This window comes from Vagococcus fluvialis, from assembly GCF_003337315.1.
Classification (GTDB): Bacteria; Bacillota; Bacilli; order Lactobacillales; family Vagococcaceae; genus Vagococcus; species Vagococcus fluvialis.
In genome coordinates, this window is sequence record NZ_QPJV01000016.1 from 1 (window position 1) to 14,203 (window position 14,203).

Sequence of the window (14,203 nt, forward strand, 5' to 3'; positions counted from 1 at the left end):
CTATTATTTTTAGGTTTATTTAAGTTGCTTAAAAATAAATATCAAAATCAAAAAGTATTTAATAACTTTCACTTGACTATTTAATAGCTAGCTTTTAAGTATTGTTAACAATAATAACGAACTTACAAACAAAAGAGAAGTCGAAATTAAGAAATAAAACAGAATTCTTTTATTAATTCTACATTTTAATTTGTTATTCTCTATTTGAATTAGAAAAGAAGGGGATTTTTTATGGGGATTATGGTTAGTTTAATTTTACTTATCTTATTTTTTATCCGACATGCCAAAACCTTAGATATTAAATACATGATAGTTAGCGTGATTTTTGTCCTTTATGTAAGTGTCATGTTGTCTGAAGTTGTTGGTTTTCCAAATATCCCTGATATCAAAGCTAAGTTATTAACAGGGCAAGCTATTTATGTACCTATTGTTAATAAGATTCCTTTTAGTGCAGGAGTTGACTTATCCACATGGTTAAATATTATTGCTTTTTTTCCTTTTGGAATGTTATTAGTCATCATGTGGAAAAGATTTGAATTCTTTTTTTTAACGTTATCCACAGGTTTTTTATTTTCAGTGATAATTGAAGTGGGTCAGTTATTTACATTACATAGGCAAACTGACGTAAATGATTTGATTATGAATACTCTCGGTGTTTTCTTAGGTTGGCTTTTTGCTAAATATGTTTGGCAGCTTAGAGTCAGACGCTTAGAAGGAAAAAATCAAGACTGGTTAAGATTTATGTCTTATTCTTTTGTCGGTATTTTTATATTTGGTTAGTTAAAAAAGTGTGAAAGAGGTTAGTTCTATGAAAAAAATATTAAGTTTATTAGTTATTTGTATTGTTTTAGGTGGTGGTGGTTATTATGTCTGGGCAACAAAGTTTAACGATGGTTTTTCAGATATTATTAAAACCAGTGAAACATCAAAAATTAAATTACCAAGTGATATCCATAGTAAAACAATCTTACTTCAAAATCTGAGTACTGGTGAGATGTTAATCGAAAAAAATGAAACTAAAGAAGTTGAAATTGCTTCGTTAACAAAACTGATTACCGCTTATTTGTTACTTGAAGCGGAAACTAATTTAGAAAAAACAGTAACGATTGATCAACGAATTATTGATGATTTGATGGCAGAAGGAGCTTCTTTATCTGGTTATAGATCAGGAGATGAGTTAACAATTGAAGATTTAGCATATGGAATTGTTTTACCATCAGGTGGAGATGCAGCTCTTGTTGCAGCAAATTATGTTGCCGATAGTGAGAAAGCTTTCGTAGAAAAAATGAATCAGCTGGCTAAAGAACTAAAAATGATAAACATACATTTTAAAAATTCAACAGGTTTAGATGCTAGAAATCATTATTCAACTGTTGAGGATTTAAGTAAGTTTATGAATGTTGCTTTAAAAAATCAAAATTTTAGAAAATTAGTAACAACAACAACGTATCAAACAGATGGAACAATTTATACACCAGAAGGTTATTATATAGAGAGTACAATGTTAAAAGGTTTAGCAGATTTAAGTATTGCCAATGGCCAAATTTTAGGTGGAAAAACAGGATACACTAAAAAAGCAGAGCAATGTTTAATTAGTTTAGCAGAAATTGAAGGAGAATATTATCTTTTAATTACAACAGGGGCAGATGGGAATCCTTTTACAGAACAATATAATATGGCAGACGCAAGACTCATTTATGAGACAATTGGGTAAAAATAAAAAACCGCAGAAACACTTTTATAAGTGCTTCTGTGGTTTTTTTTCAATACAAATTAGTGATGGTGGGTTGTTTCGTTGATTAATAAATTGATAACTTAAAACACTGTAAACGTCTTGTGGTAGAGACTCTACAAAATTTAAGACCTTTTGTTTCTCAATTTTTCCAGCATCGTGTCCATCATAAATAACTAAGACAATTCGTCCCAATTCTTTAAGACGTAATAGTAGTTCCTCAAGAGCTTTAATGGTAGTTGCTTCATGGGTAACAATCGATTTATCACTTTTAGGTAAGTAACCTAAATTAAAAACAGCAGAACTGATTTGTTCTGTTATATCAATAACTGCCCCAAGATTTTCATGACCTGTTAAGTGTAGCTTGGTTTGTTTTTCACAGTGATGTTCTTTGATTTTTTGCGAGGTATTTTCTAGTGCTTGCCCTTGAACATCAAAAGCGTGAACATAGCCATCTTCACCAACTAATTTAGCTAAAAATAAAGTATCGTTTCCATTACCCATAGTAGAATCGACTACTGTATCACCTGGATTAATAACTTCTTTAAGCAACTCATGACTGTAATGCAATGATCTTTTAAGCATAGACTTTAGTTCCTTTTTTGCCATTTGCGTAGATTCCTTGATAGGTTCCGCGGCGTGTTAATTCAGTATCAAAACCGTTTAAGACTTCCCATTTTTTCAAGCTCCACATAGGTCCGATGATTGTATCTCTTGGAGCATCCCCTGTTAAGCGGTGAATAATAATATCAGAAGGAATGATTTCAAGTTGGTCACAAATCAACTGAGTGTAGTCATGTTGGGTTAAAAGTTGTAAGCGGCCTGCTAGATAATCTTTTTCCATTCGCGTATTAGTCATTAAATGAAGTAAGTGCAGTTTAATTCCCTGAATGTCAGAGTCAGTAACAGTTCGTCTAACATTTTCCATCATCATGTCATAACTTTCACCAGGTAAGCCGTTAATTAAATGAGTACAAACATTAATATTATGTTTTCTTAATTTAGCGACACCATCTAAATAGGTTTGATAATCATGAGCACGGTTAATCAAATCACTAGTGTGCTCATAAGTTGTTTGAAGTCCTAATTCAACCCACAAGTAAAGTCTTTTATTTAATTCCGCTAAGTACTCAACCACTTCATCTGGTAAACAGTCAGGTCTTGTACCAATAGAAAGACCAACGACACCTTTTTCATTAATGACTTGCTCAAAACGATGTTTAATAACTTCAATAGGAGCATGAGTATTTGTAAAATTTTGAAAATAAACAATATACTCTGTTGTCCCTGGCCATTTGCGATGCATTTGGTCAATTTCTTTTCTAAACTGGATTGGAAGAGGATCGCTTGGTGCTACAATCATATCTCCAGAGCCAGAAACACTACAAAATGTACAACCTCCGTGAGCTACAGTCCCATCACGATTGGGACAATCGAATCCGCCATCAATAGGCACCTTAAAAATTTTTGCATCAAACTGCTCTCTTAAAGCTGCGTTCCAAGTGTAGTAACGTTTACTATCTCCTTTTTCAAAAGTGAACATCTGTATCGATCCTTTCTAGTGAGTTAAAGCATCGTATTTTTTAAAGTGAGGATAAGAGAAACTTAACCAACAAAGTCCCATTGAGAACCCACCAATAATGTCAGTAGGATAATGGACCCCTAAATAAATACGGCTTGTACCAACAGATAAAATAATTAATCCTAGTAATACTTGAAGTACTAAACAAACTGATTTGTTTTTAATAAATTTAGGTAAAAGTAAAATTAATGTTCCATATAAAAGCATACTTCCCATAGAATGCCCACTTGGGAAACTTGTGCCACCTGCGTAAACTAAGTGTTCACCAGAAGGTCTTGGACGATTAAATAATAGTTTCAAAATAGTGTTCCCAGCACCTTGAATTAAGGCTGAGTTAATGACTAGCCACAGGGCAGCAATTTTTTCTTTAAAATAGAAGAAGAGAATAGCAGCTAAGCCACCTGTTAGTAAAATAACTGTTAACGTATCACCAAAACGAGTCATAGTTGAAAAGAATAAAGTTTTACCACTCGTTATTGTACCACGAACTAATTGAATAATTGGTTGATCAATAGTAGCTAATAAATTGTCATTAAAAGCAACTAAGGAAGCAACTCCTGTAAAAATAAGTAAACTAATGCATGCTGTTAAATACCAATAAAATTTGTTTTTTGTCATAAAAACCTCCGATAATAAAAATAAAGAGGCCCTAGATTAGGGCCTCATATATTATAACACGATTTTAGTCGTTGCCGTACTCAGTATCGTCTTCATCAAGCTCATTTACGTTGATATCTCCATTCTTAGAAACAGCTTTAATGGTGTTAACACCTTTGTCTCTAGAGAATTTTGTTTCAGATGATAAGTTTTCATTAAATATAGAAACAACTCCTAAATGAGTAGAAAAATCAACTTTGTTTCGCTCATAAGACCGTTTGTCAACTTCAATAAAAATATTTCCGTGAACTGTTTCAGCACTAACATCATAATTGACTTGATTGGAATGGAAAGTAATATCTCCATTTTTATTGTTAATGGCGACTGTTCCTTTTGTGTGATTCACGGAAGTATTTCCTGAAACATTATCAATTTTCAAGTTACCTTTAGTATTTCCTGTTGTCATGTCTCCATTTTTCAATTCTGCTGTTAAGTTCGAAAAAGAAGTATCTTCAACAGTGATATTACCATTAGTTGAGTTTAAAGCTAAATCCTTTTCAATTTTTGCGTCATAAAGATAAATATCTCCATGACTACTATTAATTGTTAATTCCTCAGTTGTTAAGTCATTAGCATCTACTGAACCATATTTTGTTTCAACATCTAGATTTGTTAAAATTAATCCGTAAGTACTAATATCTAAGTTGTTTCCTTTAATTGTAATTTTTTTATAATTTTCAGGCAGACCAAGAGAAATACTATCATCATAAATATCCCCAAAACTAAAAATAGCTGGTTGAATTCTTTGTTGCATATTCTTATTATCAATTGTTACGATAGTCTTATTACCGTCTTTTTTAATATCCCACGTTGTTTGGTTTTCTTTCGTGTTGCCATAACTTAAGCCTTGTTTTCTCATATGAACATAATCATCTTGAGAAGTACTTAAATATAAAGTCGCACGGTTTTTAATGTTTAAAACCAATTCTTCTGAGTTATCGTATTTGAATTTTTTATTAACGTCACTCTTAGCACGCTCTGCTTCTAGTTTTTGGAAGTAAAAAATACTTCCTGAGGCACCTGTAATAATTAAGAGAAAAGCCATAATTAAAACAAACCATGTTCTTTTTTTCATAGGGCGCGATCTCCTTTCAATACTTGTAAATTCCACTTAGAGTAAGTTTTAAGTAAATTGAAAGAAACTTTTGAGAATGGCACCATAATTAGGAGTCCAATAAGTCCGATACCACAAAGAAGGATGGACATGAAAAATTGGAATAAACCATAAAAAGCTGTTAATTGTAATAAACTGTACACACCTAAGATAGGACTAAAAATGAAACTTAAGCTAATCATCCATCCAACAAATAGAGAAATTCCCCAAGTTAGAATTAGCCAAAACATGAAAAATAAGTTGAGGAAAATAATTCCTGTGATTTGGAAGAAACGGATAAAACCAGAACTTGGCTCTCTGTATACATTTTCGTTATTAGAGTAGTAAGGGTGTGAATTATTGTAATCTGCTGTTTGTTTAGGCATTTCTACCCAGTCATTATTTTCTGTTGGATTTTCTTTTAATTTCAAATTAAATTCTTTTAAAATCGCACTAGCAATCTCTTTAGGAGAATCTAGCTCTTTAGTGATTTGATATTCAGTTAGCCCTTGAGTCATTTTTTCAGTGAACAAATCATCGTATTTAGCTAATATAGCTTGCTGATCTACAAGAGAAAGTTGACGTAAGTGCAATTTTAATTCAATTAAAAAATGCTCTTTATTCATATCATAATCCTTTCCAATCATTCTATTAATGTAAATATACAGTCTTAAACAGTTGATAACAAGGTGTTTAGACGAAAATCGGACTAAAGTATGAGCAACTTTTTAAATTAAACAACTGACGTATTTTAATTTAATATTTCTAACAGATTACAAATTATTAATAGTACCTCGAAAACCTTGAATTATGCGCATTAAGATGATTTAATAAAAGTGGACTATATGAAAAAATTAACATGAGCATGTTGTCGCTAAAATAGGGTAAAGGATGGAAATATAAATGAAAAAGAATGTCTCAAATAATTTATTAACTAAACCACCAGTTCTTAAAAATGTTTCACTTATTGGAACAACGATGATGATTTCTTCATCTATTTTAATTCCTGGAGTTACAACAAAAGCTTATGCAGATGCAGCCAAGGATTTTACAGAAGCAACAGTTAATGAAATGGATCAAGAGAATAAAGCACCAATGAGTTTAAATAACTTTGTTATGCCATCTCTTGTTAAAGAAGAAGAAAATAATTTTGATATGAACATTGCGTTAAACGCGCAAACAACTGAAAGTTTAGATACTGTTATTCAAGTTTCACCAAACGTTACACTAAATTGGGATGAAACTAAAAAAGAAATCAAAGATGAGTTAGGTAATGTTGTAGGAATCTACACATTAGATAGTGCACTCAATCAAATTAAATTAACATTTACTGGTAGTGGCTTTACACAAGCTAAACTAGTTGTACCAGGATCTTTGAAAAAGTTTGACTTAACTGAACAAGTGGCGACACTTTCTATTGGAGAAAACATGGTATCACAAAATATTACTACCCAACGTCATGTTGAGGAGGTTGTTGAAGAGACAGCAGAATCAACTGATGAAAGCATTACTGAAGAAACAGAAAAACCAGTTGAGGAATCAAGTGAATCAACAACAGAATCAGAAAATACAACAGAAGAGTCAGCAAAAGAGGAAGTAGTAGAATCAACAGAAGAAAAAACAGAGGAAACGTCAAGTTCTTCTTCAGAAAAAGAAACTTCAACAAGTGAGTCAACTGAAGTAGACGAAACAAGTGAAACTACTGAAGAATCGACAACGGAAGAAACACAAATAACAACAGAAGAATCTGAGTCGACATCAGAGACAGAAAATTCGACAGAAGAATCAACAAAAGAAGAAGTTGTTGAAGAGTCAAAAGAGGAAGTTGTTAAAGAAACACCAAAAGCAGCTAAAGTTCAAGCTCAGTCTGCACCAGTTAGTGCACCATTAATGGGACTACGTACCTTAAGAGCTGCAACACCTCAAGCGCAGTTTATTGAAAATACAGCTTACCATGCTCAGTCAGTGGCTGGTCCTAATGACTTATACGCATCAGTTATGATTGCCCAAGCCATTTTAGAAAGTGGTTATGGATCAAGTTCACTTTCTTCACCTCCAAACCATAATTTATTTGGTATAAAAGGAGCATATAACGGTCAATCAGTAACTATGCAAACATGGGAACATTTCAATGGGCAAGATGTTATTATCAATGCTAAATTTAGAAAATATCCATCTTATAGAGAGTCATTTGAAGACAATGCTCGTGTATTAAAAACAACATCATTTTCACCAGGAAACTATTTCTATTCAGGTGCTTGGAAATCTAATACTAATACGTATCAAGATGCTACAAGATGGTTAACAGGTCGTTACGCAACAGACCCTAACTACAACGTTAAATTAAACAACTTAATTGTAACTCACAATTTAACACAATATGACACACCAGGTTCTGGTAATGGCAATAACTCGAATAACAATAATGGTGGAAATAATAACAACAATGCGAATCAAGGTAAAACTCGTACAGTTGTTTCAGGAGACACATTGTCTGGAATTGCTAGAAAATATGGTGTGACAGTTGCACAACTGAAACAATGGAACAACTTGAAGAGTGATTTAATTCACCCTGGTCAAGTATTAAAAGTATCAGGTGATAACACATCAAATGTGAAGCCATCTACTGACAATAACAACAACAATAATACAAATAAACCAGGTGGAGAAAAACCTACTAATGGAACAAAACACACAGTGAAAAGTGGAGAAACATTGTATGGTATTTCTTTAAAATATGGTGTGACAGTTGCTCAGATTAAGCAATGGAATAATCTAAAAAATGATATTATTTATGTGGGACAAAGTTTAATTGTTTCTAGTAATGGCTCATCAAACAATCAAACGGAAAAACCGACAACACCAACGAATCCAACAACACCAAATACAAATTCGCAAAAACACACAGTGAAAAGTGGAGATACATTATCTGGTATTGCATGGAAATATGGTGTAACAGTAGCACAATTGAAACAATGGAATAACTTAAAGAGTGATATTATTTACGTTGGTCAAACATTGATTGTTAAAGGTGGCTCATCAAACAATCAAACAGAAAAACCAACGAAACCGACAACGCCAAATACAAATTCGCAAAAACACACAGTGAAAAGTGGAGATACATTATCTGGTATTGCATGGAAATATGGTGTAACAGTAGCACAATTGAAACAATGGAATAACTTAAAGAGTGATATTATTTATGTAGGCCAAACATTGGTTGTTAAAGGTGGAACGACAAATGGTTCGTCATCTAACCAATCACAAGGCTCTCAAAATAATAATTCTTCTACAACAACGCATACAGTAAGACGTGGAGATACATTATATGGAATCAGTCTACGTTACGGTGTAAGTGTCAATGAGATAAAACAAAAAAATAACCTGACAAGTGACATGATTTACATTGGTCAAACATTAGCTATCAGTGGTTCATCACAATCAGGGAATAAAACCAATACACAACAAACTGTTTCAACTGGAACATCATCTACTTATACTGTAAAAAGTGGTGATTCGTTATATAAAATTGCGTCACAACATAATGTAACAGTGGATCAGTTGAAAAAAGAGAATAACTTATCTGGTGATATGATTTATGTAGGTCAAACACTAAGAATACCAGGTAAATCAGTACAAGCACCAGTTCAAACTAATAAAAATAAACGCCATAAAGTTGTTAGTGGTGATTCATTATGGAGTCTATCTAATAAATATGGAACAAGTGTGAAACAAATTAAAGCTTGGAATAACTTAACAAGTGATGTTATCTATACAGGTCAAAATTTACGAGTAGGCTAATTTTTTGAGTTTGTCTATTTAGTTGAAAAGTAAAAATGATTCTGTTATCATGAGCTTAATATTTAAAACAATGATGAGAAGTAGTAAGGTGGAAGCTTTTTTAGAGAGTGTGTGGTTGGTGAAAACACATAAAGATTAGAAATCTGAACTTAGCTCTGAGTTTGCTATTATAGCCGGGATCAACCCGTTATCATGAGATAGAGATGCTAGATTTATTTAGCATAAAAATAGGTGGTACCACGTTAGAAATCAACGTCCTATAAAAGCTTTTTTAGGCTTTTATAGGGCTTTTTTTATTATATTTAGGAGGAAGAAAAATGGCATACAATCATATTGATATTGAGAAAAAATGGCAAAATTATTGGTTAAAAAACAACACCTTCAAAACGGAAGAAAACTCTGATAAAGAGAAATTTTATGCGTTAGATATGTTTCCTTATCCATCAGGACAAGGTCTTCACGTAGGGCATCCAAAAGGTTACACATCAACAGATGTTTTATCTCGTTACAAACGAGCAAAAGGTTACAATGTTCTTCATCCAATGGGCTGGGATGCTTTTGGTTTACCTGCTGAACAGTATGCTTTAGATACAGGAAATGATCCTGCTGAATTTACAGAAAAAAATATCCAAACATTTAAACGTCAATTAAATGAATTAGGATTTAGTTTTGATTGGGACCGTGAAATTAATACAACTGACCCGGAATATTACAAATGGACACAATGGATTTTTACTAAATTATTTGAAAAAGGATTGGCTTATGAAGCAGAAGTTGCTGTTAACTGGTGTCCAGCTTTAGGAACTGTTTTAGCTAATGAAGAAGTTATTGATGGTAAGTCAGAACGTGGTGGACATCCTGTGTACCGTGTACCAATGAAACAGTGGATGCTTAAAATTACTGCTTATGCAGATCGTTTAATTGATGATTTAGATGATATTAACTGGCCTGAAAGTGTTAAAGATATGCAAAGAAACTGGATTGGTCGTTCTGAGGGCGCGAATGTGACTTTTAAAGTTAAAGATACTGATAAAGAATTTACAGTATTTACAACACGTCCAGATACTTTATTTGGTGCAACCTATGCTGTATTAGCTCCTGAATTAAAGTTGGTTCAAGAGATTGTTACACCTGAACAAAAAGAAGCCATTGATGCTTATATTAAAGAAGCAGAAAAGAAAACAGATTTAGACCGTACAGAGCTATCAAAAGAAAAAACAGGTGTCTTTACGGGAGCGTATGCGATTAATCCAGTAAACGGGAAAGAAATGCCAATCTGGATTGCTGATTACGTTCTCTCAACTTATGGAACTGGGGCAATTATGGCCGTTCCTGCTCATGACGAGCGTGACTATGATTTTGCTAAAGCTTTTGATTTAGAGATTATCCCAGTTTTAGAAGGTGGAGATATTGAAAAAGAAGCTTATACAGAAGATGGCGCTCATATTAACTCAGGCTTTTTAGATGGACTTGCAAAAGACGCAGCAATTGAAAAGATGATTACTTGGTTAGAGGAAAATGAAGTAGGTAAAAAAGAAACAAGTTACCGTCTACGTGATTGGTTATTCTCTCGTCAACGCTATTGGGGTGAGCCGATACCAATTATTCATTGGGAAGATGGTTCAATGACAGCTGTTCCAGAAAACGAGTTACCATTAGTATTACCAAAAGCTACTGATATTAAACCAAGTGGAACAGGCGAATCACCATTAGCTAACATGGAAGATTGGATTAATGTTGTTGATGAAAAAACTGGTATGAAAGGTCGCCGTGAAACAAACACAATGCCGCAATGGGCAGGAAGTTCATGGTATTACCTACGTTTTATCGACCCACATAACACAGAAGCCTTAGCTGATCCTGAGAAATTAAAAGAATGGTTGCCTGTTGATGTTTATTTAGGTGGAGCAGAACATGCAGTACTTCATTTACTATATGCTCGTTTCTGGCATAAATTCTTATATGATATCGGTGTAGTATCAACAAAAGAGCCATTCCAAACGCTTTACAATCAAGGGATGATTTTAGGTGAGGGCAATGAAAAAATGTCTAAATCTAAAGGAAATGTTGTCAATCCTGATGATGTTGTTAAAGAATTTGGTGCTGATACATTAAGACTTTACGAAATGTTCATGGGGCCACTTGATGCCTCTGTTGCTTGGAGTGAAAAAGGTCTTGAAGGAAGCCGTAAATTCTTAGACCGCGTATGGCGTTTATATATTGATGATAACGCAATTTTACGTGACCGTATTACAATGCATAATGATGGTAAATTAACAAAAGTTTACCACCAAACAGTGAAAAAAGTTGGCGAAGATATTGATCAACTACACTTTAATACAGCTATTTCTCAATTAATGATTTTTGTAAATGAAGCTTATAAAGCTGAGGCTTTACCAGTAGAATATATGACTGGTTTCTTACAACTATTAGCTCCAATTGCACCATTTGTTTCTGAAGAATTATGGGAGAGAATGGGACATAAAGAAAGTATCAGTTTAGCAACTTGGCCAACTTATGATGAAAAAGAATTAGTTGAAGATGAGATCGAAGTTATCTTCCAAGTTAATGGTAAATTAAAAGCTCGCGTAAGTGTTGCTAATGGTTTATCAAAAGATGAATTAGAAAAAGTTGCCTTTGAAAATGAGCAAATAAAATCAGCTATTGATGGCAAAACAGTCCGTAAAGTAATTGCGGTTCCAAATAAATTAGTTAATATAGTAGCTAATTAAATTTCTTTGTCAAAAAGTGTTTAAAAATTGTTAAAAGAGTTTGCATAAAGAGGTGTAAATCGCTACAATTATAAGCAGTATGATGAAGAAAGTTGGATAGAAACATGTCGAATCAAGATGCCTCTTTTGAGGGTAACTCTAAAGAGTTAAATGCTAAAGAAAAAATGGTTCGCGGTTCCCTATGGATGACAATTGGTAATGTGTTATCACGTTTGTTAGGGGCAATCTATATTGTACCTTGGTACTTATGGATGGGAGAAAATGCAAAAGTAGCGAACAGTTTATTCAATAAAGGTTACAATATTTACGCATTATTTTTAATGATAGCGACAGCTGGAATTCCAGGGGCTATTGCTAAACAAATTTCTTATTACAATTCACAAAATGAATATCGAGTCAGTCAAAGACTTTTTAAACGAACGTTGATTATTATGGCAGGCTTTGGTGTGTTATGTGCAGGAGTTATGTATATGTTAGCTCCTGTCCTAGCTGCTGGAGATAAAAACTTAATTCCTGTTATGAGAGCATTAAGTGTAGCCGTATTAATTTTCCCAAGTATGAGTGTTATTCGTGGGTATTTCCAAGGTAATCAAGATATGATGCCTTCTGCGGTTTCTCAAATTATTGAACAAGTAGCACGTGTATTCTACATGTTGTTAACTGCTTTTGTAATTATGAAAATGACTACAGGTGATTATGTAGCAGCTGTTGTTCAATCAACATTTGCAGCTTTTATCGGAATGCTTGGAGCTTACGGGGCATTGATTTGGTTCTATATGAAACAAAAACCTGAGATGGACCGCTTAGTTGCTGGCAGTAACAATGAAATCAAAGTATCTGAAACTGGTTTAGTAAAAGAGATGATTAAAGAAGCCATTCCATTTATTATTGTGGGTTCTGCGATTACCATTTTCAAACTAGTTGACCAATATACTTTTGAGCCGATTATGAGTGGGTTTACTAATTTTTCTAAAGAACAATTATCTGCTTTGTTCAGTATTTTTAGTGCTAATCCAGATAAATTAGTCATGATTATTATTTCTCTGGCTGCTGGTATGGCTATGACAAGTTTACCTCTTGTAACAGAAGCCTATACTAAAAAAGATGAAGCTGGATTAGCTAAATTAATTAGTGATAATATCCAATTACTATTTTTAATTATGATGCCAGCCACGTTTGGAATGATAACTTTAGCCACACCAATGTATGTCTTCTTTTATCAACCAGATGCTTTAGGAATTAATGTCTTGATAGAAGCAAGCTATGTGGGATTAATTATGGGATACTTCATTTTAGTTTCAACTACCTTGCAAGGGCTTTATAAAAATGGGGATGCTATTTTTTATCTAGGTGTTGGACTGTTAATTAAGATAGTTTTACAGTATCCAATGATTCGTAGTTTTGAAGTGTATGGACCGCTACTTGCATCAGCAATTGGTTTTTCTGTCTCAGCCTACTTCATGACAAAAAGAATTCATAGCATTACGAAATTTAATTACTCATTAACGGTTAGAAGAATCATCCTGATTTTTATTTTAAGTCTGTTAATGTCAGGAACAGTATTTGTTGTTAGATCATTCTTATATCTATTCTTAAATCCAGAGCGTAAATTCCAGGCTATGATGATTATTTTATTATCTGTTTCAGCAGGAATTGCCGTGTATGGATGGATGGCTTTAAAAACAAGGCTTGCAGATAAGTTATTAGGTGATAAGGTAGCAAAAATTAGAACGAAACTAAAAATTAAGTAAAGTGATAGAAACAGATTTTCTGTTTCTATCTTTTTCTTTATCAAAAGGAGTAGACAATGAGATTAGATAAGTTTTTAAGTCATACTGGTTTTGGCTCACGAAAAGAAGTCAAAGAGCTATTGAAGAAAAAAAGAGTGGCTGTAAATGGCGTTGTAAATAAAGATGGCAAAACTAATTTAGTACTAGAGAAAGATGAAATTTGTGTAGACAATGAAAAAGTAATCTATCAAGAATTTTTCTATTATATGCTGAATAAACCAAAAGGTGTCATTTCAGCCACAGAAGATCCAAGTCATCGAACAGTTATTGATTTAATTAGTCAGGAAGATTTGAAAAAAGGGTTATTTCCTGTGGGAAGATTAGACAAGGACACAACAGGTTTATTACTAATTACAAATGATGGAGAATTATCTCATCAATTACTTTCGCCAAAGAAAAAGGTTGCTAAAGTTTATCAAGCAAAAGTTGTAGGAGTTATGACAGCAGAGGATCAAGAAGTCTTTGCTAAAGGAGTAACTATAAGTGGTAATGAATTATGTTTGCCAGCTAAATTAACTATTCTAGAAGTCAATGAACTAGAGAATACTTGTCAGATTGAGCTAGAAATCATGGAAGGAAAATTTCATCAAGTGAAGCGAATGGTTGAGGCTGTTGGTAAAAAAGTTGTTGAATTAAACCGTCTTAGTATGGGAGGCTTAATATTAGATAATCAGTTAAAAAGAGGTAGCTATAGAAGTTTAACTAAAAATGAAATTCAAAAATTAACGGAGAAAAAATAGAAATAATAAAATAAATTATCAAATTTTACGAAAAAATGATATGATGACTTCATATAAAGGAAACAATGGAGGGATT

Annotated in this window: 11 protein-coding genes and 1 other annotated feature; of the genes, 6 read left to right on the forward strand and 5 right to left on the reverse strand. The window is 33.0% G+C overall.

Annotation, left to right across the window (positions count from 1 at the left end):
- The first annotated feature begins 231 nt into the window (after positions 1-231).
- On the forward strand, positions 232-780 hold the full coding sequence (locus DFR54_RS12040) for a VanZ family protein (protein WP_114290414.1): 549 nt from the start codon (positions 232-234) through the stop codon (positions 778-780).
- Positions 781-808: 28 nt separating this feature from the next.
- Positions 809-1,714, forward strand: coding sequence for a D-alanyl-D-alanine carboxypeptidase family protein (locus DFR54_RS12045; protein WP_114290415.1), 906 nt, complete (start codon positions 809-811; stop codon positions 1,712-1,714).
- 24 nt (positions 1,715-1,738) lie between these two features.
- Here the strand turns inward: DFR54_RS12045 and mnmM are convergent, their stop codons facing one another.
- The 5 genes from mnmM to DFR54_RS12070 all read right to left on the reverse strand — a co-directional run bounded on the left by mnmM (position 1,739) and on the right by DFR54_RS12070 (position 5,690).
- On the reverse strand, positions 1,739-2,317 hold the full coding sequence (mnmM, locus tag DFR54_RS12050; protein WP_114290467.1) for a tRNA 5-(aminomethyl)-2-thiouridylate-methyltransferase MnmM: 579 nt from the start codon (positions 2,315-2,317) through the stop codon (positions 1,739-1,741).
- Positions 2,310-3,275 carry a tRNA modification radical SAM protein MnmL/YtqA gene (gene mnmL, locus DFR54_RS12055; protein WP_167800321.1) on the reverse strand — a complete coding sequence of 322 codons (966 nt, stop codon included), beginning with the start codon at positions 3,273-3,275 and terminating at the stop codon, positions 2,310-2,312. Before mnmL ends, mnmM begins: the two co-directional genes overlap by 8 nt.
- A 15-nt stretch (positions 3,276-3,290) precedes the next feature.
- Positions 3,291-3,932, reverse strand: a complete 642-nt coding sequence (locus DFR54_RS12060; protein ID WP_114290417.1) for a phosphatase PAP2 family protein — start codon at positions 3,930-3,932, stop codon at positions 3,291-3,293.
- Between the two features lie 64 nt (positions 3,933-3,996).
- Positions 3,997-5,046 carry a DUF4097 family beta strand repeat-containing protein gene (locus DFR54_RS12065; protein ID WP_114290418.1) on the reverse strand — a complete coding sequence of 350 codons (1,050 nt, stop codon included), beginning with the start codon at positions 5,044-5,046 and terminating at the stop codon, positions 3,997-3,999.
- A complete protein-coding gene (locus DFR54_RS12070; protein ID WP_170126965.1) occupies positions 5,043-5,690 on the reverse strand; it encodes a DUF1700 domain-containing protein in 648 nt (215 codons plus the stop codon). The genes DFR54_RS12065 and DFR54_RS12070 overlap by 4 nt, the downstream gene beginning before the upstream one ends.
- 277 nt (positions 5,691-5,967) lie before the next feature.
- Here DFR54_RS12070 and DFR54_RS12075 point away from each other — a divergent pair, with 277 nt between their 5' ends.
- The 4 genes from DFR54_RS12075 (at position 5,968) to DFR54_RS12090 (ending at position 14,127) form a co-directional block, all read left to right on the forward strand.
- Positions 5,968-8,865, forward strand: a complete 2,898-nt coding sequence (locus tag DFR54_RS12075) for a LysM peptidoglycan-binding domain-containing protein (RefSeq protein WP_126809100.1) — start codon at positions 5,968-5,970, stop codon at positions 8,863-8,865.
- Between the two features lie 61 nt (positions 8,866-8,926).
- Positions 8,927-9,128 (forward strand) — a binding site (T-box leader).
- Between the two features lie 54 nt (positions 9,129-9,182).
- Positions 9,183-11,597: a leucine--tRNA ligase gene (gene leuS / locus DFR54_RS12080; protein ID WP_114290421.1), complete on the forward strand. Its 2,415-nt coding sequence runs from the start codon at positions 9,183-9,185 to the stop codon at positions 11,595-11,597.
- A gap of 104 nt (positions 11,598-11,701) precedes the next feature.
- A complete protein-coding gene (locus DFR54_RS12085; RefSeq protein ID WP_114290422.1) occupies positions 11,702-13,348 on the forward strand; it encodes a putative polysaccharide biosynthesis protein in 1,647 nt (548 codons plus the stop codon).
- Positions 13,349-13,404: 56 nt separating this feature from the next.
- Positions 13,405-14,127, forward strand: coding sequence for a 16S rRNA pseudouridine(516) synthase (locus tag DFR54_RS12090; protein WP_114290423.1), 723 nt, complete (start codon positions 13,405-13,407; stop codon positions 14,125-14,127).
- Positions 14,128-14,203 lie beyond the last annotated feature (76 nt).

Coding starts and splice junctions, on each gene's coding strand:
- mnmM (WP_114290467.1), bottom strand. CDS start 2,317: ATGCTTAAAAGATCATTGCATTACAGTCATGAGTTGCTTAAAGAAGTT.
- DFR54_RS12040 (WP_114290414.1), top strand. CDS start 232: ATGGGGATTATGGTTAGTTTAATTTTACTTATCTTATTTTTTATCCGA.
- DFR54_RS12045 (WP_114290415.1), top strand. CDS start 809: ATGAAAAAAATATTAAGTTTATTAGTTATTTGTATTGTTTTAGGTGGT.
- DFR54_RS12065 (WP_114290418.1), bottom strand. CDS start 5,046: ATGAAAAAAAGAACATGGTTTGTTTTAATTATGGCTTTTCTCTTAATT.
- DFR54_RS12085 (WP_114290422.1), top strand. CDS start 11,702: ATGTCGAATCAAGATGCCTCTTTTGAGGGTAACTCTAAAGAGTTAAAT.
- DFR54_RS12070 (WP_170126965.1), bottom strand. CDS start 5,690: ATGAATAAAGAGCATTTTTTAATTGAATTAAAATTGCACTTACGTCAA.
- DFR54_RS12060 (WP_114290417.1), bottom strand. CDS start 3,932: ATGACAAAAAACAAATTTTATTGGTATTTAACAGCATGCATTAGTTTA.
- leuS (WP_114290421.1), top strand. CDS start 9,183: ATGGCATACAATCATATTGATATTGAGAAAAAATGGCAAAATTATTGG.
- mnmL (WP_167800321.1), bottom strand. CDS start 3,275: ATGTTCACTTTTGAAAAAGGAGATAGTAAACGTTACTACACTTGGAAC.
- DFR54_RS12090 (WP_114290423.1), top strand. CDS start 13,405: ATGAGATTAGATAAGTTTTTAAGTCATACTGGTTTTGGCTCACGAAAA.
- DFR54_RS12075 (WP_126809100.1), top strand. CDS start 5,968: ATGAAAAAGAATGTCTCAAATAATTTATTAACTAAACCACCAGTTCTT.